The following is a 19,093-nucleotide window of genomic DNA, read 5'->3' as shown; positions in this document are numbered from 1 at the left end:
CGGCGACAACGAGCTGACCACCGACGCTCGAAAATGCCGTTTTTTTTTTCTGAAGGCGCGTTGCCATCGGAACTGGCCGATCAGGCGATCTTGGGAAAGTGTCAAACGCCATCCGGAACTGCCCCTTTGCGTCATGAAGAACTGCCCCCACCCTCGGGTTCATGATGTTGGTTGAAGATTGGCTCCGCCGCTGACGGGACGGAGGGAGGCGGAGCCGACCGGAGGGCCGTCAGCGGCGGGCGGCTTGATGAGGCCGCTCTTTCGCTTGGCGCGGAGCCGGTAGCTGTCGCCGCGGATGGTCAGCACGTGGCTGTGATGCAAGAGCCGGTCGAGGATCGCGGTGGCGACCACCGGGTCGGCGAACACGGTGCCCCATTCGGCAACGCTGCGGTTCGACGTGATCAGCATGGCGCCGGTTTCGTAGCGGCGGCTGACCAGCTGGAAGAACAGATGCGCCGCATCGGGCTCCAGCGGCAGGTAGCCGAGCTCGTCGACAATCAGCAGCTTTGGCTTCGCCAGCGCGAGCAGTTTCTCGTCCAGGCGCCGCTCGCCATGCGCCTTGGCGAGGCCAGCGACCAGTGTCGTCGCCGTGGTGAACTGCACCGTGTAACCGGCCAGGATCGCTTCTCGCCCGAGTGCGATCGACAAGTGCGTCTTACCGACGCCCGGCGGGCCGAGCAGTAGCACGTTCTCGCCGTTGGCGATCCAACGTGACGCGGCCAAGTCGCGGATCTGCCTGGGATCGATCGAGGGCTGCGCCTCGAAGTCGAAGCCAGCAAGCTCCTTCACGGCTGGGAAGTGCGCGAGCTTCAGCGCCATGTCGATGCGGCGATGATCCTTGCGTGCGATCTCGCGCTCGCACAGCAGGATCAGCGTCTCACGTGCCGACAGGTTCGCGCGCGCTGCCTCGTCGAGCAGGCTATCGAGCTGATCGCGGATGCCGGAGAGCTGTAACCGCGCCAGCATAGCATCGAGGGGATCAGTCGGTACTTCGGTTGCCTTTGCGCGCGTCATCAGAAGCTTCCTCCGATCACGGCTTCATATTCAGTAAGCGGACGCAACAACGAGGGTGATGGAGACGACCCAGGCGCCGGCGTTGCCGCAATCTCTGATCGGCGGACCGCACCATTGCGCCCGACGACCCCGTCGAGGTGGGAGGGATCGACAATACGCAGCCGACGTCCCTTCGATTGCTCGTGGACCGCTACCTGATGCAGCCATGGCGGATCCGCACCTCGCCAGCTGCGACGGTCACCGCCACGCGCTCACCAATTAGCCGCCACGGCACCGAGTAGCTGTTCGTGTCGATCTCGATGGCGCAATCGTTGCCGACGATCCGGGTCAGTTCGCGCAATGATCCGAAGGAGAGCTGCCCGCCGAGCGGTTTTAACCGGTGTGCTTCGTCTCGCGCGAAGCGGACGATGGGCGCCTCGCCGGTTGTGCCGTGGATACGAACGTTTGCAATCTCGCGCTCCCATTTGGCGAGATGTGCCTCAAACGCCTCCCAACTCGCGAAGCAATGACCCGCGATCGCGTTCTTCTTCACGTAGCCGACGCCATTCTCGGTCTTGCCTTTCGTGCGTGCCCGATATGGTGCGCAGGCGCGAGGCCGGAAGCCCCAGTGCTTCGAGAAGGCAATCAGCCTGTCGTTGAACTGAACCGACCGGCTGCCGACGTCGTGGCGCACCACAAGTGCGCGTGGGTTGTCCATCAGCACTTCCTCCGGGACACCGCTGAAGGTGGTGAATGTGCTCTCGAGCCCAGCGAACCAGTGCTCCTGCTTCTCGGCCCGGAACGCACGCACATGTACCCGCCGCGAATGCCCGAGCGTCGCCACGAACACGAATGCCTTGATCTTCGCGCCGCCGATCTCGACCAGGCGCTCTCCGAAGTCGATCTGCAGCTGCCGGCCAGGGGGCGTCTCGAACCGCATCGTCGCCAGCGCCTCCGCCTTCAGCGCCTGACGATAGGGCTGTACCGCGCGTTGCAGCGTTCGCCGGCTGACTGTCACGCCTTTCTCGGCCAACAGGTCCTGGCGCACCACGTCCGCATTGCCGCGATGGCGAATGAACCTCTCGCGCAGCCAACCCTCAAGGCCGTCGAGCCGCTTCAGCCGCTCGGGCGACTTGAACGGCTTCACCCCGCCCGCCGCAATATAATCCTTCACCGTGTGATGGCTGCAGCCCAGCTGGCGCACAATGCGCTTCAGCCCCCCATCCGCACGCCCTCAGGCGCAACATCTCCGCCACGTCATCCGGCGTCTTCATCACCTGCCCCCGTGGATCACTCCACGACGAGCCTCTAGTGATTCGTTCCTGCTTCATTCGCTCTCTCCTCGGCTAATCCAAGGAGGGGGCAATTCCTCATGGCGCCGAGGGGGCAGTTTTCCATGGCGCGCGACAAAAGTCCTAGGCGACCGCCCCAATCTCGTCGTCACTCATATCACATCCATTGATTCAACTGCTCACCGCTGATGTTGTTGTATCTTGAGATTATCCAATAACTTCGAGCCTTCACTGAACGATCTGGACCAAGATCGCTCTGCCAAGTCCAGATAGCTTTTTAGCAACTCGGAGGGCGTTTTTACCTCGGCAACGACTCTTAGAAAATTGGCGTGATCGTGCAAAGAGGAAGCAGTCAACCTCAAACTGTCCTTCAAAGCCGCCGCGAAGAAGTTTGTCGTTGCTTCGATCGACTTCTGCCATTCTGGAAACACGAATGAAGCGCGCGTGGCTGTCGTCGACTCCTTAGTATGTTCGGCGGCGCCACTTGGCCCAGGAGCCGATGCTTGGGCCACTTGCGGCCCTTGTTGTACACGGCGTTTCTCGTCTTCAGCTACGTTCGATGCCATATTGCTTCTCCTCTCTGAACTGTAAAGTTGTGATTAACCTGCAGAAGATAGCACGACCTTCAATATCCGACACCTGCCACTTTTTGTAGCTTCGATCGCAAGGACCTGACTTGACTACGAAATACAACGTGAGCGGTGCTGGCCGCGAATTATTCAGTCTGCCAGATTCCGGTAAGTGCCCCGATGGCAATTCTGCGGCGATAGTAACGCGAGCCGAGGGGAAGCAGATCGCTGATCGCGAGTTGTGTCGGTCGCGAACGGCAGGCCGCCACAATGACGTATCGCGCTCAATCAGCGATTGGTTCGAGAGGCAGGAGCAGCAGGTTGATGCGAGATCGGTTGCATGGAGCGAGTTCAAGGGGAGCTCGATCTGGGCGGCCGAGACTGTGTGGTGGATTTTGCGAAAATTGAATACGCAAGGATAGCGCTCATGCGGTCATTGGTCATGCTTTGAGGTTCCGGGGCTATGTCGCGGAGAGTTGGGTTTCCAGATGGGGAAAACATCCGAAATGGCATGTCGCAAAGGCGTGTAGGGGCTGAGCAGCAACTCTCTGGGTAAAAGCAGGTGGATAGAACTAGTCTTACTGCGTCACAAACGATGATCTGTGTAGTGGTCGAACTTGATCGCACAACAAGGACATCTCGACAGCATTCGGACGAGCCCATGTTCGAGCCGCCGTCGCATCGTCGCGATCGAATTTGGAATGTGACGTTGGGTCCGCAGCGGCAGATCCGCGGGGTCTGTAATCTGCGGGAACGCGAGCGAGCGGGATCGGCCGGGCGCGCCGAGCGCCTGAGGGGGGAATCGTCTCCCGCTCGGAGATCAGGAATCCGTAGGCCGCAATGCACATCGTTGCGTGATGATGAAAGCCGCGCCAGCCGCGTCCCTCGAAGTGGCCGAGCCCGACCTCCTGCTTGAGGTCTTGATAGTCGCGTTCGATGCGCCAGCGCGATTTAGCCGTCTCAACGAGCGTCCGGAATGCCACATCTTCCGGCAATGTCGAGAGCCAGTATTTGGTAGGCTGGTCCTCGCCTCTCGGCCATTCGATCAGCAACCATTCCTGCGCTCGCCGGGTGGTTTGCCAATAATCACGATGCGCGGCACGAACCCGCACGCGGGCAAAGCGCGAGGTCAGCTTTTCGTTCATTCCTTGCCGCCATGTTATGGTGCGCCAAGCTTGGGCCGGCAAGCCGATCGCGAGCGCTTTGACGGCGGCTGGCTGATGCTGACCGTTGCGGCGCATCAGTTTTGGTGGACGGCCGCGGCCCGACCATGGCTTCGGCGGCAAGGGACCGGTGCCAGGCGCCCATACCGTCGTGCTCGACAGAAGACCCGCCACATAGGTCAATCCCAGCGCCGTGATCTCAGTGCGCAGGTCGCTGTTGCCATAGCCAGCGTCCATCAGCACGACACCGCGCGGAAGGCCGCTCGCACAGGCCCACCGCAACTGCTCCAGCGCGATCTCCGGCTTGGTCTGGAAGCCGACTTCGGCAGGAATGCCCACCTTGCGCCGCCGATCGCGGTCCTCAGCCCATTCCTTCGGAAGATAAAGGCGGTAAGCGACAGGCAGGCTGGCGTGGTGGTTGGCAATCGACAGCGACACCGCCACCTGGCAATTATCCTGCTTGCCGAGCTGCCCGCAATATTGCCGTGCAACTCCAACCGAATGTCGCCCCTGCTTAGGAAATCCGGTGTCATCGATGATCCAGGCTTCGATGGGGCCCTGGCGTTCAATCGCCGGCAGGACCATCTCGCGTACCTTGCCAAGCACCTTCTCATCCGACCAGGCGCCGCTGCCGACGAAATGCAGCAGCGATTGATGCTGGGCCGCCGTCCGCTCCGGAGCCGTCACCGCCGCCATCGGCTCCACGCTCTTGCGAGCGCCACAGGCCATCAGGCCGATGCAATAGTCGCGCAGCGGCGCCTTCCGATCAGCATGACCGATGACGTTGGCAAGCCCTTCCAAATATGCCTCAAATCGCTTCTCGCTCGTCTTCGTGCCACGCCCGCTCATGTCGGCCTCATCGGCTAATGGTCCATGCTGCAACCATCATTGATTCTGGCCGGCGGTTTTGTGACTCAGTCAGACTAGACTAGGAGTCTCGATAGACCTCGACTGTGAGACCTTACCCAGGCGATCTCAGAGAGAGGATCGCCTTGCAGTCGAAACGGCACTGTCAAATGCGGTGCCGGCAGGCTGATGCACTCGCTCAGAGATATGGAAGTGATGCGCGATGAGTCGCTGCAGTCGCCTACAACGCAGGCCATGAAGGTTGGACGAGAGAGGCCGCAGCGCCAGGGGAGACTCGACTGCCGCTTATTGAGGAGCAGCCGCAACGGGACGGTGTGAGGTGGTCGGTGATCCTCGATGACAGATCAATCCGGTCCACTTCAGTCTCGGGCTCGGGTCTTGTCCCCCAGTGATGATGTTGCTCGGTAGCGTAAAGCTGCGCGCAACGGCTACCGCGACCGGACCTGGGAGATCCTCGCCGGCGCGGTCGAGCTTCGTCTCCCCAAGCTGCGCAAGGGGTTCCCTATTTCCCCGGCTTTTTAGAGCCGCTCCGGATGGCCGAGAAGGCGCTCATCGCCGTGGTGCAGGAAGCCTATGTGCAAGGCGTCTCAAAACCCGCTCGGTGGACGAATTGTCCAGGTCATGAAGATTAGCAGGATCTCCAAGAGCCAGGTCTCGCGGCTGTGAGCGGAGATCGACGACAAGGTGAAGACATTCCTCGCTCGCCCGATCGAGAGCGACTGGCCCTATCTGTGGATCGACACCACCTACGTAAAGGTGCGCCAGAGGGGCGCAATCGCGTCGGTCGCGATAACGTCGCGGTCGGCGTCGACAGCGATTGCCGGCGCGAGATTCTCGGTGCTGGCGCGTGCACTTTATGCGTAAGGCGCTGGCCCACGCTGGCAAGAGCGGTCGCCTCTGCCTCCATCGCAACCGCCTTTGGCCAGGACGATGCGGAAGCGCACGGGAGGATCGAGCAGCTGATTTCGACCGATCCAGTGTGCATATGCGTTCGCGAAAATACGGCGAAACGCGCCTCAATTCGTCTCCAGATTAGCCGAGAGGTCGGGATAGCGCTCCCGAAGCAAATCGAGGAAGGAACGCAGCGATGGATTCGAATTGGCCTGGCGCCAATGTGCGTGGAAGTTCAGCCGCGTCGGCCCGTCGGCATCATGAACCTCGCGGAAGATGACACCCGGATAGGCTGCGCCCGTTGCGCTTTCCAATGCCAGCAAGATGCCCCAGCCTACGCTGACCAGGGTGAGAAGCCGGTCGAGCGACAGATCATGGCGTAGCAACGGGGAAGGATCGTAAGATTTCAATTTGCTGATGAGTAGCTTGTGAAATTCCGGTCCGGGGCCGCGTTGTGACGTCAGAATCGGTTCGCCCAATAGTTCGCCCCAGTGAACCACATCACGGCCTGTCAGCCGATGGCTCGCTGGCAGCGCGGCGACGATACGCTCGCTCCAGAGCAATAATGACCTTTCGTTCCCCCCCGCATTGGGGGTGGCTACGAAGGCGACGTCAATGGCTGAGTTGGTGAGGTCGGAAATTAGATGATCGCTCGCTCCATCTACGAGATGCGTTTCGACACCCGGAAAACGGTGCCGGTGCTCAAGGAGCGTGGCTCGTAAATTGCCAGCTGAGAGGGATGTGTGGATGCCGATGGTCAATCGACCGCTCTCGCCGCGCGAATGGCTCTTGAGGCGAGCCGCGATCCTTTCGGTATCATCCACTATGCGCCGAGCGGCATCGAGGAATTCGTACCCCTCGACGGTCGGACGGGTGCCGCCTTTTGTGCGCTCGAAAAGCGTGACACCTAACTTGTATTCGAGGTTTCTTAGGCGACGACTAAGGGTAGGCTGCTTGATTCGAAGCGTCTCTGCTGTTTGACGCAAGCTCCGGTGCTGAGACGCGGCGATTGCCCAGCGCAGTTCTCGGAATTCGATTGGTGTGGTTGAAGTACTATGGTGAGTGGCTGTGACCGAGTGCTTCATTGACTGGCTCATCGATTCAGCCCTTGGTTATCTTCGGCTCCGAGCGACCTCAGACTTTCGATTAAATTTCTCCTCCCAGCGATGAACCGATTACCGACCCGCTGGGAGTCGACGTTGTCTATGTGCGAGTGACGTCCGTCGATCGGCAGCGCACGTATTCACCAAAGCTCTCTTCATCAGATCTCGGTAGCTTCACAGCAATGTAGGAAAAAGCGTCAGCGAGAGGCGGATTGTCACACTCATATTGATCCACCGGAACGCCTAGTTCGCCTACCAGGTCTCCCCGATGCTTCTCACTTTGGCTTCAGCATCCTCTTGGTGCGAGGGCGTCGGGCACGTTATCGTCGGCGGTCGCTCTACAAGCTGTTGAGAGCACCGATCCTGCTGGCATCAGAGTTTCAAGATGCCTGGAAAGTTCATGCCGAGTTGCCTAACTGTTCCGCCCGGCTGCTCGCCCGCGGTCGCGTTGTCGTGGCTTCCTGCGCGTAGCCTGTTCCTCTCCAGCATGTGGTGACCGTATCGTGGGAATGTCGCATCGTACCGGAACCTGTCTGAAGCTCCCGCTCGACCTGTTAAGCTGCCAGCAGAGCGAAGGCGATTCTGCTGATCCTCTGGCAGCGTCTTCAAGTCTTGCAGCGGCAGTACGCGTCGAACCGTCCGCCCATATCGAGTAGCACTTTGCTGAATTCGGGTGAGAACCACGGAAGTTATTGCGCACTCGTCCCTCCTGCCGAACTACTTAGACTGACTAACTTTCTGGGCAATGACGAGTGAGATCAAGTCGCTTCTTCGAATTTCTAATCAGTTTCGATAACTTTATGCGATGTTAGGCGACTTAAGGAAGAGTGAACACTTTGTAACTGGCCATCGGCAATAGGCGCGACAGTGTTCGGTTGTCTCTGCGATGGGCCTAAGTCAAAAAATTGCGCGCGTTGAACGACGCCGGCCTGACGGAGCAGCAAGTGAAAGAAGCCGAGGGCTTCCGGATTCGCTGGGCGCAGAAGCTTAGCTGGCTCCGCCGCCCAGGCGCCTTCGGCATCTCGCCGCAGACCATACAGAGCCCTTGCTATCAAAATCCCCGACGCTCAGCCAAGCTGGGTCACACTGGATTACCGTAGCGAGCGCCGTAACCCCGGACACTTGGCCATGCCCGAACGTCACGTTTTGTGCGTACGGTATCTCCCAGAGCTGCGGGACCTTCTGCTCGAGCGCATTTGTCGGCAAGAGGTCGATCACGGTCACCGACACGGCTGCACAGCGATCAGTCGCCGAACAAGGCGTTGAGATATTCCCAGTCTGACCAGAAGCCGACGACGAGCAGATCCTTCCGTCGAAGGTTGGCAGCCATCCAAACGGTGCTACGTGCAATGCGGTCGAGATGGTCGGATCGTCAAGCTGCGAAAGTGCCCAGACGGTCGCGGTGGGAGCAGCCGTGGAATTTCAGCAAGGGTGCCTGATGGACGGAATCGACGGTGGCTTCGTCTCTGTCGAGCGAGCCCGGAAGTTTGCGCCGTAGTCCCAGGCACGATGAGCGTGTCGCAGTCGCTCGATATGCCGGCACGGCGGCAGGTGATGAGACAGTCCGCTATCGCGGGCATGCCCGGTATGTGCGGCAGCTGACTCCTGACACCGCTCGGGCAATGTCTGATGCCGTGGCGGAGTCCGGCGATGGCGCAAGATAAACGATCGGATGTCCGACATTCCAGCACAGCTGGTAAGCCGGAGTGAAGTCGGCGAGCTCTCCATCTCGCTTGGCGAGCGAGCGGAGAGCTTTGAGACTGTACGAGATTTTGACTTCACCGTCACACCAAGCGAGCTCGTCTGCATCCTCGGTCCGTCCGGCTGCGGTAAGGGGACCCTGCTCGGAGCTCTTGGGGAGATTTGCAGGCGACGCGAGGGCGGTTGACGTCGACGATCAGTCGATCCTGCGTCCAAGTGCGGATCGTGGAATAACGTTCCACCGCACACGCTGTTTCCATGGAAGCGGGTCCGCGACAATGTCGCGTTCAGCCGAAGATGCACAGCATCGGCAAGGCTGAGCGGCGTCAAGCCGCGGATCGAAATTCTAAGGCTGGTCGGTCTTGAGGATTCGAGCATTTCTACCCGTCACAGCTCTGGGGCGGCATGCAACAGCGGGTCGAGATCGCGTGGGTTCTCATCAATCAGCCGCGGGTTCTGTTGATGGACAAGCCGTTCACCGCGCTCGATGCCCAACACGCAGCCTGATGCAGGAGGTGCTACTCGACAATTGGACCAAGGTTCCGACGACGACCTCGTTCGTCGCTCACGAAGCGAGGAAGCCTGTTCCTTGCCGATCGGGTTATCAAAATGAGCGCAAGACCGGGACGGGTGATCGACGACATTCGCCTATCATTTGGGCGGCCGCGGCACAGTGAGCTTGTCACCGAGAGCGAGTTTGTGCGTCTGAGGCGACATGTGCTCGAACTTCTACGGCCCGGCGACGCCGCAGCGCTGCCACGCCTGAGCCCGTTCGGGATAGCCTACTAGCCAGTTCTCCCGCCGCAGGCTGCTTCGACGCATCGGTTGCTGCGCCACGCCCTCCCGTTCGTCCGATGGCTCAGCTGAGTAAGCCGATCTATACTGTTACCTCGGGGCGCCCACTCAGACCTATGCCAATTGACCATGAGTCACGTCGTGAAAAGCGCAATGCCGGTGTCGCCCGCGCCCATCGTCGCTAACTTGCTCACTGACAGGCAGCTCTGACGGTCAATAAAAATGGCTAACTCTTTTTTTGCGCCATTCTCAGATCGAGCGTGCTCTTACGATCAGCCACGGCAGACAAGCGGACGCAGCCCCTTTACACAGGCGTGTTTGATACATGCACGAGGGTGCAATCAAGTCGCGTGTCTCGAGTGGCAAGCGGTGATGAGACATGAATAAATTTGCCACCTACAGCCACCAAAAGAGATGGTTTTCAGTCGTGATCAACGTCATGCTAGACGCGTTGGCATGATCGCGTGGACCTGGCATTACCAATATGCCAGCCAGTTGCAGAAGCTGGCATTTATCCCACACGAGAGGAGGGTAATGACGTCGATTGTCCGTGAACTCCTCGCGAAAAGACAGCGGCTATTAGAGCGGCTCCAAGAGGCCCAATTGTGGCTCTGCGCTGCGCGACGGCCGAATCGGCCCACGTTGTTGGAGCGGCCAAAATCCAGGAGGCCGTCGCATATGACTACCGCCGGCTATCGGCGCCGCAAGCCAAATCGCGCAGGCTTACCCTTCAGGCGGACGAGACCGAGCAACCGATAGGCCTTCGAGAGCTTGCCAAAATGGTGAGCCACGGTTGCCGAGCAGGGCAATTGGGCATCGTCCTCGATCAATCGTGCGGAAATGGCGCCCTCGCGTTCCAGCAGGCGCTTGAGCCCCAGCAAAAGATCATCCGTGCGGTAGGCAAGTTTGGGGCGCTGGCCGGGATGGCGGCGCTGGCGCCTGATTGTTTTGCCTTCTCGCTTGCGCCGACAGGCACTGAGCATGATCTGCGAATGTGTCTCGAGCGGCAGCTTGGCCAAGGCCTTGGCGCGGGTGAATGAACCAAATCGCTTAACGAAATAATATGCGCCGGGGGTATCCTCGTCCCAGTCGAGAAGATTTTGCGTGACATATCCATGCTCGCCATGCAGGCGACGCAAGGCCAGCAGAAGCTCCGCGTCGCTCCAGCGGACACCAAGGATATATTCGTCGCCGCCGCCGTCTTTCCTGCGTTTCCATCCGTCGCGCTGTATCTCGCTATGGTTTGGTGCGGGCAGGCGCGCCTTGCGCAGTGCATTCGCGAGAGATCCGAAGCGATGGCGGATATGTCTGGGACTTGGCAGGTCGGTGCAGCGTTCGATAAGCCGGTTCGAGATCCGGCCCTTGGCGGCATGAAGCTGCTGTAGCCCCATGATGACAGCAGCCTCCGTCCCGTATCTTCCGTTGTTCCCCAAAAACATCCTGGTCGTGGGATCGTAGCCCGCAGCGGTGTAGGCAGCACAAAGCGAGCCAGTGGCGATCGACCGTGTCCGCAGACGGAGCACTCTTAGTGCTGTTGAGTAGCCGTTGGGATAGGTGCCCGTTTCTATCAAGCAGTCTCTTCAGTGAGGCGAGAATCTTCTCTTTGTCCCAAGGACGATTGCCGACAGCCAGACGCTCCTGCGCCTTGCGGAATTGTGCCGGCTGAACGATCGGTTCGAATGCCTGAAAACGCGTCCAAGCCGATTCCGGATTCTTTATCGCGCGGCCCTGCAATCTCTTGGTCGTGACATTGTATGTCATCCGTCCAACGCAGAGTTCGCTAGCGAGAATGTTGTGTATGGTCACCTCCGAAAGCACTTTGCCGCCATAGCCCTTGACGCCCGCTTTCGCCAGACGCCGGGCGATCCCATAAATGGACAACTTGTCACGTACGTACAGTCTGAATATGCGCCTGATGACCTCAAGTTCTTCGGCCGGACCTGGGACGACCACCACCTTGTCATGGCTGAGGGCCTTGTACTCGCCTCTCTTCAGGATCTGCCTCGGGTTTCGCTTGGTGTCCACAAGCAGCCGCCTGAAACCGTAAAGCAGCCCGCCGCCCTGGCGGAAGCCCAGTAGCGCTTGCTGCCGATGCGCTCGCGACAGTTTTGCCGAAAGCTCCCGGCTATATTCGCTCGCCATGACCAGCTTCAGGTGCTTGACGATGGTTGTGATGGGAGCGACATCCTCCCCGAATGGCTCGCCGCAGTAGACGACACGCACGCCAGCCTGTCGGCACAAAAACTCGTAGTGAGCGGCCTGGTCGGGGTTTTGGAACCGACCCCAGCGGCTGACATCAAGAACGAGGATGACATCAAAGGCGCGCGGCGTCGCAAGCGCGTCGCTGAGCAGCTGTTTCAGTGCGTCTCGGCCTTTTAGTGACAGGCCGCTCTTCCCCGCGTCGACGTAGGATGCGACCACGACATAGCCGTGCTGGTTGGCGTACTCGGAAATCGCGTTCTGCTGGTTTTCAGTCGAATAGATTTGATTCTCAGATGACATGCGTAAGTATTGCGCCGCGCGCATCTGGCCGTCGAAGGTCGGTGTGCTCATCACATGACCACGGAACATGTCCATCTCCAGATGTGACGCATTGTACCCTGCATCCTATCCGGTTCTGCCTAAAGTTGATTAATTGCTTGTCCTGGAATAAGTTGCTCCGAAATAAAGTCAGGTCCTCGCATTCTCTCCCGATACGGTGTGCACGGCTATTGGAAATGTCCCACATTGTGTCCGGTTTGGGGTAGGTGGGTCTTGCGCGTTGCGGGCCACAAACTATTAATAGTTGCGGCGTCGGTAAGGATGGTTGTCCTTTGCGACACCGACCAATGCATGTGCTGCAGAAACGTTATGAGCCGGGCGGCGCCGATGCCGGCTTGAATCGAAATCGCTTCGAATGAGGCAGTTGCGACGCTATTTCGTCTCCGATCGTGGATAGGCCACCCTGCCATTTTGATGCGTTCACTGTCGACAATCTGTCGGCGCCACCGTTCAATGACGTTCAAGTCCATTTTTTCTGAACGTGAGGTGTTCACCCGGCGCCTGCGCGTTGATATGAGACAGGCTGCGAAGAGCGCCGAGGCGATGGGTGGTGTGGCCGGCTACAGGGACCCTGACATGGCTCGCCTCAAGCGAGGCGGTCGCCGCATCGCCCTTGCAGATCGCGACGAGCGCTTGATGTCGGCTGCCTCGAGCTTTGTCTGCGGCCGGTAATCGGACCACTGTCGCTGGCGTGAAGCTGTGAAGGAACGTTCTCGTCATAGCGCCAGCGACCGTTTTAGATCGTTATGCTCGAAGGCGCTGGCCATGCGGTTGATTTCGGCCGAGCCGGCGCGGACCGCCTTAGCGACATCGCGCCAGGTTGCCGTCACGCTCGCGAGTTCTTTGATAATCGCGCGGGCCTGCGGCAGCGTGAGTGCGAAGAACTCCGATGCGGCCTCCAGCAGATCGAGCGAGCAGGTGCCCTCGTCCAGATCGATGTTCGTCGACAACACCCGGGCCTTGAGATCAGTTGGAACAGGATTGAGGTCCTATGCCGGCGAGAGAGACCATCCTGTCTTTCCCAGCCACAGGAAACCGTGGTTGCGGAGGTGATCGTCGACATTGGAGATCAGCACGTTGAAGACGACACGCCGATAAAGGGCATGGGCATCCGTTTTTCCTTGTGCGCCGTGTTGAGCAAGGGCATCAACGATCTCCGGATACGCGACAGCATGACCGGCTCGCCGCCGACGTCGATCAGTTCGTGCTGCGGAGTGGCGATACCTGCCTGGCCAGCGAGCCGCAGTGCGATCTCTTCCCAGGTCTCCATGCTATAGTCGTCGGTCTCCTTCGGGAATTTGGCGATGGAGAGGCGACCATGCTGGTCAATGACTGAGGCCTTCGGACGCCCGCCGCCGAGTGAAGAGCCGGGGGCAAAGATGAGTTGGAGTTCCTCATCTGTTTCTTCATCCCGGAGAATCCGCTCGGTGATTTGGAGCAACCGGCCGAGTTCGATCAGGGCAGGAACGCCGGCCCGGGTCGGCGCCTGGAAAACACCGTCGCCGACCCGGCGGAAACGGAGCGCGCCCAGCCGGCTCTCGTCGGCGACGCCTAGCAGGTAGTCGCTTTCCGCGAGGGTGCGGACGGCACGGCCCTCGTGTTCGGCGAGGCGGCGCTCGGCGCGCTGCATGAGACGGCGGCCCCAGGTGTCCGGCGCCGAGTCGCCAATGGAGCCAAAGATGGCTAGTCGGGCAGGAGGAGCGAATGCGCCGGGTGTCAGTGCAAGTGTGCAGGCGCGGCCTCGGTCGAATGTTCCCGCAGCACAACTTGCGTGATGACGATGTCGACGCGCGAAGCCGGCGACTCTGGCGCGTGATGAACGGGACGTGCCAAGGCCAGCGTTCATCGGTTGTCCAAAGTGCAGGCGCGAGCGCCTCGGTGCAGTTGTCAGAGTAACGCGTGTTCAGATATCAGGCCGTGCAACGACTGTAATCGTGCGACGAATGCTGGGGCGAACTGCGGCGCGAACCGCGATTGATGTCACAGCGTGGCCTCGAACCGGAACTTCTCAAGCTTCTCATTAGCAAATTAAGATCTTCCGATTCTTGCAGGCTGCTTCGCCATGACGTGGGCTCGACCGGCTTCTCCCCCTGGTGGGCATGGACTTCGGTATTCTCATCGCCCTGGAAAGTTCTGGCGCGACTTATCCCGGTGTCGCCTTCCGGGAGGTGCATGATGCCGAGGGGTCAACGCGACTGAGCTTCCGCGTCTATTGGCGGGAGTCCAACGGCAATCCATCAGCACGTCCGTTTCTCGACTGGATTCGCGCACGCTATCCAGAGCTTTCCGCCGACCCGAGCGGGAGTTGAGCAGCACTTCGCCGTGCTTTCGCAAAGGCGCGATCGGTCGCCATAAAACGCTCGATCATCGGTGCGATCAATTTGGCAGGCTCGGCCGGTGTCGTCGCACCTCCGCTGCGCGTCAGAATCTCGGCGTAGCTTTTGAGATCCCTGAAGACTGCCGCCGGCAGTTCGATCGTGAGCTTTACCGGCTTGTCGTCTTCAAGTGGCCCAAGCTTGAGCTTCGTCACGGTCTTCCTCCCTTGCCGTAGGGAACCAGTACCAAATCGCGCGTGACCATGACGCGGACCGGAAAACCTGGCCGGATGGTCAGCGTCGGCTGGATATTGAGCTGGCGCTGCACGATCTGCTGGCCTGTCTGGCTGATGCTGTTGGACGCACCGCCGCGGATCGCTTGAACAAGGTTGTTCTCATTCTGGCTCGTACCCGCCTCGGCGCCGACACTGAGCATGGTCGAGAGAACGGCGGCCTTGAACAGCATGCCCCAATGGTTGTCGACCTCGTCCTCGAGCCCAGCATAACCACCGGTGTCGGCACCGGGCTGGCGCTCCAAGACGATCGAGTTGCCATCCGGCATGATGATCCGGGTCCAGACCAGGAGGATTCTGCTTTGGCCGAACGCGACGGAGCTATCATACTGGCCGATTAGCTTCGCACCCTGGGGGATCAGAAGATATTTGCCGGACGGACTGTCGTAGACCGCCTCCGTGATCTGGGCGGTGACTTGGCCAGGCAGATCGGAGCGAATGCCGGTGATGAGCGCAGCGGGGATCACCGCACCCGCCTGCACAACATAAGGCGAGACCTTGGCCTCGAGCCGGTCCGGACTGACCGTGCGCTTGTCCGTCGACGCATTGAGGAAGGCCGATTTGCGGTCCTGCATGTTCTGGGCCGATCCAGCGTCGACGGGTGGTGTCGCGGCTGGCGGCGTTGCTGCTCCGGTCGCCGAATTCGGGATGGGTTGGCCGACGCTCTGCGGCTGCTGAACCGTCTGGGCGAAGAGCCGGCTGACGCGTGCCGCTTCGATCTCCTGGCTTCTCCGCTGCGCCTCCGGATCGGACGTCGTTCCGGGGACTATGGTGTTCGGTGCAGCCCCAGCATTAAGGATCGGCTTGCCCAGATCGCCGGGCAGCGGTGGTCCGAGCGGCGGCGCCTGCCGCGGCAGACCAGTATAATCCTTCGGCAAGGCGGCGAGGCCCTCGGCCGAAGGGCTATTCTGGGTGCTGAGCAACTCTTGGCCCGCTTGCTGCTTGTTGCGGGTTTGCAGGGCGTAGCCCAGCGCTCCGGCGACCGCGAGGGCCGACACCGCGCCGAGGCCGATGAGGATCTTGCGCGAGAGACGTGTGACTGTTGGCCGCTCACCTCGGAGCCGAAGATCCGGCTGCGCGGCGGGTTGGGTGTCGTTCTGACGTTCGTCTTCGCTACCTATCGCCATGAGCGCGGCCTTCCGTCGGTGCGGACGATGCGCACGCGCCGCTCGCTATCCTTGTCGCCAAGACGCAATTCGGCGGCTGCGAACAGGCGATCGACGATGTAGTAGTTGCGGTTGACGCGGTAGTTCACCAGCTCGGAGCCGCCGGCTGGTCCAATGACGAACAGCGGCGGCGTTTCGCCCTGGGCGATCCCGCTGGGGAATTCGATGTAGACCTTGTTGCCGTCGTCGAAGGCGCGCAGCGGTCGCCAGGCCGGGTCATCGCCCTCGATCGCGTAGCGGAAGTTGATCGAGGCGAGATCGACGCCGGCCGCCATTGGCGCTGCAATTTCAGCCGCCGCATTCTGCCGCCGAAGTGCAATGAGTTGATCCTCGGGATACTGCCAGGAGACCGAGGCCATGTAGGTCTTCTCCGTCGAGCGCAGCTCGAGGAGATAGGTCCGCCGGTCGGTGTTGATGACGAGATTGGTGACCAACTCCGACCGCGTCGGTTTGACGAGGATGTGGATCTTCTTGGTCGCGCCCGCGCCGCTCTCGGTATCGCCGATGATCCAGCGCACGGTGTCGCCGGCGGCGACCGGACCGGAACCTGTGAGTTGCTCGCCCTCCTGGAGGGCGACATCAGTGATCTGGCCGGGCGCTGTATAGACCTGGTAGAGGGCGCCGCCGGAGAACGGATAGACCTGTACCGCGTTGATGAAGCCGTTACGGACCGGCTGCACCCGTGCAGCGGCGTTGGCCTGTTTGACACGCATCTTCGGATCAGCGGCTTCCGGGACGCGTTTGCCGGCGGCGAGCGGTTTCAGCTGGCCTGGCAGCGGCAGCGGCTTAGGCAACTCCACGATTTTGACGGGCGGCGGCGGATCGGCGGTGAGTGTTGCCGGCTCCGCGGTGTCGTAGTTGATGTCGGGCGGGATGAAATTGTGTGCGCAGCCGCCGAGCGTCGAGACAGACATCAGCAAAGCCACAAGTACGGATTTATGGAGGCACGTACCGGCGTCTTTCCGGTTTTGGCGAACGATGAAGAGACGCAAAGCCGGACGGCCCGCGTTTGACGAGATCGGCGGGGTCATTGTCCCAGCTCCTTCGACCAGTTGATGGCGTTGACGTAGATGCCGAGCGGATTCTTGCGCAGCCGGTCGGCATCGGAGGGCGGCTGAATGGCGATGGTGAGGATCGCGGTCCAACGTGTGGTGCCGGCGAGCGCTCCGTCCTGATAGCGGTGCTCCACCCAGGCTACGCGAAAACTGTCCGGCGAGGCACGGATGACGCTGGAGACGTCGATTGCGACCTGCTGCTTGCCGAGACTGGCGAAGGGGTCATTGGCGCGGGCGTAGTCGTTCAGCGCCATCGCGCCCGCCGTGGTCGTAAAATCGTATGCCTTCAGCCAGTTCTGCCGCACGATGATTGGATCGGCTGGAAGCGAGCGCACCATCGCGACGAAGTGGGCGAGATACCAGGCGATCTGTGGATCGCTCGGCCTGTAGTCAGCCACGGCCGGCGCCACGGCCTGTGCCTCGCCGAGCTTGTCGACCTGCACTACCCAGGGAACGACGGTGCCGTGCGTGGATTGCCAGACGAGACCGCCGGCGAGGCCGCACGCGAGAATCAGCGAGCCGAAGGCCATCAGCCGCCAGTTCTTGGCCTGCACGCGGGCGGAGCCGATGCGATCGTCCCAAACTTGGGCCGCACGCTGATAGGGGGTTTCGGGTTCGGGCGTGCGGCCATAGCGGACCGACGATCGCCGAAAGACTGACATTGATTATTCTCCTTCCGAGAGGTCGACGGAGTGGCCGCCGCCATGGCTATCGCCGGATTTGAGGGCTTGCGCGGCCGTCTGCGCGCCGTGAACTACCGCCTGATTACGCTTGACGCGCTGGGCCCAGGCGGGCGGACCGCCCTCGCCCGCTGCTTGGGAGGCGGCTCCCCCGTTTGCGGCCTCACCGCGCTCAACCGTCCCCATGGTCCAGGAGCCGCCGGTATTCGCGACGCCTGACCGGGCGCCTGATGCGAAGCTTTCGGTCATTGACGCGGTTGCTTGCGCAGCGGCACGTCTGACGGGAGCTGCCGCCGCACTGGCAGCCGCGCGGCCGGCGCCGCCGAGACCTGACGCGACACCGCCAGCGCCGGATTGACCGGCCGATGCGAGGCTGTAAGCGGAGGACATTCCGCCCGCCATCGCCGCACCACCACGTGCGGCCGCGGCAGTACCGGAGGCGGCTGCCATCGCTCCGCTCCCGACGAGCCCAAGCGCCGCTCCCCCCGCCATCGCCGTGCCGGCGACGGCAAGGCCGGTGCCGACCACAGCACCCGCGCCAAGCTGCGGCCCTCCAGAGACAAGACCGGTTGCGATGCCGGGTCCGAAGATGCCGAGGCCGAGCATGGCGAGCGCTGCGAGCACGACAGAGAGCGCCTGCTCGATCGTCGGCTGGCCGCCCCCATAGGCTGTGGTGAACTGGGAGAAGAGCCCGGTGCCGATGCCGACGATGACAGCGAGCACCATCACCTTCACGCCGGAGGCGACGACATTGCCGAGCACCTTCTCCGCGAGAAAGGCGGTCTTGTTGAACAGCGCGAAGGGAATCAGGATGAAGCCGGCGAGCGTGGTCAGCTTGAACTCGATCAGCGTGACGAACAGCTGCACCGCCAGGATGAAGAAGGCGATCAGCACCAACAGCCAGGACACCATCAGCACCGCGATCTGGACAAAGTTCGCAAAGAAGCTAGTGAAACCCATCATCTGGCTTGCGGCGTCGAGCAGTGGCTGCCCGGCATCCAAGCCGACCTGCGCGAGCCGGCCGGGCCGCAGGAAGTCCGCCGTCGAGATGGACGAGCCGCCGGCCTTCAGTCCAAGGCCAGCGAAGCTATTGAAGATGACACCGGAGAGATTGTTGAAGTTAGTGATGATGAAGGCGAAGAACCCGATATAGAGCGTCTTCTTTACCAGCCGCTGGAGAATGTCTTCGTCTGCGCCCCACGCCCAGAACAGGCCGGCCAATGCGACGTCGATGACGATCAGCGTCGAGGCGAGATAGGTGACCTCGCCTTTGATCAGGCCGAATCCTGAATCGATATAGGTGGTGAAGGTATTGAGGAAGGTGTCGATGACGCCCACGTTGTTCATCGCTGATCTCCTTGCCTCACGTTCGTCGTCGAAGGTGTGGCCGGCGCGGCCTGCGGCAGAAGTGGCCGCGCCGGCCGGCCGAAGAAGCGCGCGCGGTTCTCCTCCCAGACCGCCTGGCAGTGCGGATCTTCGGCATCCTGGGGTCCAAGCGCGCGGCAACGGCGCAACTCGGCCGACAGATCATCAGGCGTGGAGACGGCGGGAGCGTCAGATATGGTCCGCGGCGCGGGACGCCGATGGATAAAGGACAGTGTGGCCATGAAGACGGCCATCAGAACGACCATCGCGACGGCGCGTAAGATATCCGAGCGCTCCATAGTCC

16 protein-coding genes and 3 pseudogenes are annotated in these 19,093 nt (G+C 61.1%); 4 read left to right on the top strand and 15 right to left on the bottom strand.

Annotated features, from left to right (window positions below; all coding sequences use genetic code 11):
- Positions 1-159: 159 nt before the first annotated feature.
- From istB to J2R80_RS19345, 4 genes and pseudogenes are all read right to left on the bottom strand, one after another.
- Positions 160-1,014, bottom strand: coding sequence for an IS21-like element helper ATPase IstB (gene istB / locus J2R80_RS19360; RefSeq protein ID WP_225649584.1), 855 nt, complete (start codon positions 1,012-1,014; stop codon positions 160-162).
- Positions 1,014-2,324, bottom strand: a pseudogene (gene istA / locus J2R80_RS19355) (IS21 family transposase). The gene istB and the pseudogene istA overlap by 1 nt, the downstream one beginning before the upstream one ends.
- A gap of 140 nt (positions 2,325-2,464) precedes the next feature.
- The gene (locus tag J2R80_RS19350) at positions 2,465-2,851 is read right to left on the bottom strand and encodes a hypothetical protein (protein ID WP_253639168.1); all 387 of its coding nucleotides are present in this window, start codon (positions 2,849-2,851) and stop codon (positions 2,465-2,467) included.
- Between the two features lie 581 nt (positions 2,852-3,432).
- Positions 3,433-4,866: an IS701 family transposase gene (locus tag J2R80_RS19345; protein ID WP_253639167.1), complete on the bottom strand. Its 1,434-nt coding sequence runs from the start codon at positions 4,864-4,866 to the stop codon at positions 3,433-3,435.
- Positions 4,867-5,292: 426 nt separating this feature from the next.
- On the opposite strand from J2R80_RS19345, the pseudogene J2R80_RS19340 reads away from it, so the two are divergent.
- Positions 5,293-5,723: pseudogene (locus J2R80_RS19340) on the top strand (transposase); the annotation flags it as partial.
- A 177-nt stretch (positions 5,724-5,900) separates the two neighbouring features.
- On the opposite strand, the gene J2R80_RS19335 reads toward J2R80_RS19340, so the two are convergent.
- Complete coding sequence (locus J2R80_RS19335) at positions 5,901-6,860, bottom strand: LysR family transcriptional regulator (protein WP_253639166.1); 960 nt, start codon at positions 6,858-6,860, stop codon at positions 5,901-5,903.
- A gap of 1,690 nt (positions 6,861-8,550) precedes the next feature.
- Between J2R80_RS19335 and J2R80_RS43710 the strand changes: the two genes are divergently transcribed.
- Positions 8,551-8,766 carry an ATP-binding cassette domain-containing protein gene (locus tag J2R80_RS43710; RefSeq protein ID WP_375162591.1) on the top strand — a complete coding sequence of 72 codons (216 nt, stop codon included), beginning with the start codon at positions 8,551-8,553 and terminating at the stop codon, positions 8,764-8,766.
- A gap of 218 nt (positions 8,767-8,984) precedes the next feature.
- On the top strand, positions 8,985-9,086 hold the full coding sequence (locus tag J2R80_RS43705; protein WP_375162590.1) for a hypothetical protein: 102 nt from the start codon (positions 8,985-8,987) through the stop codon (positions 9,084-9,086).
- Between the two features lie 980 nt (positions 9,087-10,066).
- On the opposite strand, the gene J2R80_RS19325 is transcribed toward J2R80_RS43705, so the two are convergent.
- Positions 10,067-10,513: a hypothetical protein gene (locus J2R80_RS19325; protein ID WP_253639165.1), complete on the bottom strand. Its 447-nt coding sequence runs from the start codon at positions 10,511-10,513 to the stop codon at positions 10,067-10,069.
- A 97-nt stretch (positions 10,514-10,610) separates the two neighbouring features.
- Positions 10,611-11,945, bottom strand: a complete 1,335-nt coding sequence (locus tag J2R80_RS19320; protein ID WP_253639164.1) for a recombinase family protein — start codon at positions 11,943-11,945, stop codon at positions 10,611-10,613.
- 423 nt (positions 11,946-12,368) lie between these two features.
- Here J2R80_RS19320 and J2R80_RS19315 point away from each other — a divergent pair, with 423 nt between their 5' ends.
- Complete coding sequence (locus J2R80_RS19315) at positions 12,369-12,587, top strand: hypothetical protein (protein ID WP_253639163.1); 219 nt, start codon at positions 12,369-12,371, stop codon at positions 12,585-12,587.
- A gap of 44 nt (positions 12,588-12,631) precedes the next feature.
- On the opposite strand, the gene J2R80_RS43700 is transcribed toward J2R80_RS19315, so the two are convergent.
- The 8 genes and pseudogenes from J2R80_RS43700 to trbK-alt form a co-directional block, all read right to left on the bottom strand.
- Positions 12,632-12,865: a hypothetical protein gene (locus J2R80_RS43700; RefSeq protein WP_375162589.1), complete on the bottom strand. Its 234-nt coding sequence runs from the start codon at positions 12,863-12,865 to the stop codon at positions 12,632-12,634.
- 39 nt (positions 12,866-12,904) lie between these two features.
- A pseudogene (locus J2R80_RS43695) lies at positions 12,905-13,545 on the bottom strand (type II toxin-antitoxin system HipA family toxin).
- Between the two features lie 642 nt (positions 13,546-14,187).
- Complete coding sequence (locus tag J2R80_RS19305; RefSeq protein WP_253639162.1) at positions 14,188-14,445, bottom strand: DUF2274 domain-containing protein; 258 nt, start codon at positions 14,443-14,445, stop codon at positions 14,188-14,190.
- The gene (locus J2R80_RS19300) at positions 14,442-15,650 is read right to left on the bottom strand and encodes a TrbI/VirB10 family protein (protein WP_253639161.1); all 1,209 of its coding nucleotides are present in this window, start codon (positions 15,648-15,650) and stop codon (positions 14,442-14,444) included. Before J2R80_RS19300 ends, J2R80_RS19305 begins: the two co-directional genes overlap by 4 nt.
- The gene (trbG, locus tag J2R80_RS19295; protein ID WP_253640989.1) at positions 15,641-16,720 is read right to left on the bottom strand and encodes a P-type conjugative transfer protein TrbG; all 1,080 of its coding nucleotides are present in this window, start codon (positions 16,718-16,720) and stop codon (positions 15,641-15,643) included. The genes J2R80_RS19300 and trbG overlap by 10 nt, the downstream gene beginning before the upstream one ends.
- Positions 16,717-17,406, bottom strand: a complete 690-nt coding sequence (gene trbF, locus J2R80_RS19290; RefSeq protein WP_253639160.1) for a conjugal transfer protein TrbF — start codon at positions 17,404-17,406, stop codon at positions 16,717-16,719. Before trbF ends, trbG begins: the two co-directional genes overlap by 4 nt.
- A gap of 3 nt (positions 17,407-17,409) precedes the next feature.
- Positions 17,410-18,771: a P-type conjugative transfer protein TrbL gene (gene trbL, locus J2R80_RS19285; protein ID WP_253639159.1), complete on the bottom strand. Its 1,362-nt coding sequence runs from the start codon at positions 18,769-18,771 to the stop codon at positions 17,410-17,412.
- Positions 18,768-19,088 (bottom strand): putative entry exclusion protein TrbK-alt, encoded by a 321-nt coding sequence (trbK-alt, locus tag J2R80_RS19280; protein ID WP_253639158.1) that lies wholly within the window; start codon positions 19,086-19,088, stop codon positions 18,768-18,770. Before trbK-alt ends, trbL begins: the two co-directional genes overlap by 4 nt.
- Positions 19,089-19,093 lie beyond the last annotated feature (5 nt).

Origin of the sequence: Bradyrhizobium sp. USDA 4541 (assembly GCF_024171085.1) — a bacterium.
In the GTDB taxonomy this organism is placed as follows: Bacteria; Pseudomonadota; Alphaproteobacteria; order Rhizobiales; family Xanthobacteraceae; genus Bradyrhizobium; species Bradyrhizobium australafricanum.
The sequence above is the reverse complement of the archived record's forward strand: the minus strand, read 5'-3'. Positions and strand labels throughout refer to the sequence as shown.

Coding starts and splice junctions, on each gene's coding strand:
- J2R80_RS19320 (WP_253639164.1), bottom strand. CDS start 11,945: ATGTTCCGTGGTCATGTGATGAGCACACCGACCTTCGACGGCCAGATG.
- trbF (WP_253639160.1), bottom strand. CDS start 17,406: ATGTCAGTCTTTCGGCGATCGTCGGTCCGCTATGGCCGCACGCCCGAA.
- J2R80_RS19315 (WP_253639163.1), top strand. CDS start 12,369: ATGACGTTCAAGTCCATTTTTTCTGAACGTGAGGTGTTCACCCGGCGC.
- trbK-alt (WP_253639158.1), bottom strand. CDS start 19,088: ATGGAGCGCTCGGATATCTTACGCGCCGTCGCGATGGTCGTTCTGATG.
- trbL (WP_253639159.1), bottom strand. CDS start 18,771: ATGAACAACGTGGGCGTCATCGACACCTTCCTCAATACCTTCACCACC.
- J2R80_RS43705 (WP_375162590.1), top strand. CDS start 8,985: ATGCAACAGCGGGTCGAGATCGCGTGGGTTCTCATCAATCAGCCGCGG.
- J2R80_RS43710 (WP_375162591.1), top strand. CDS start 8,551: ATGTCCGACATTCCAGCACAGCTGGTAAGCCGGAGTGAAGTCGGCGAG.
- J2R80_RS19345 (WP_253639167.1), bottom strand. CDS start 4,866: ATGAGCGGGCGTGGCACGAAGACGAGCGAGAAGCGATTTGAGGCATAT.
- J2R80_RS19300 (WP_253639161.1), bottom strand. CDS start 15,650: ATGGCGATAGGTAGCGAAGACGAACGTCAGAACGACACCCAACCCGCC.
- J2R80_RS19350 (WP_253639168.1), bottom strand. CDS start 2,851: ATGGCATCGAACGTAGCTGAAGACGAGAAACGCCGTGTACAACAAGGG.
- istB (WP_225649584.1), bottom strand. CDS start 1,014: ATGACGCGCGCAAAGGCAACCGAAGTACCGACTGATCCCCTCGATGCT.
- J2R80_RS19335 (WP_253639166.1), bottom strand. CDS start 6,860: ATGAAGCACTCGGTCACAGCCACTCACCATAGTACTTCAACCACACCA.
- trbG (WP_253640989.1), bottom strand. CDS start 16,720: ATGACCCCGCCGATCTCGTCAAACGCGGGCCGTCCGGCTTTGCGTCTC.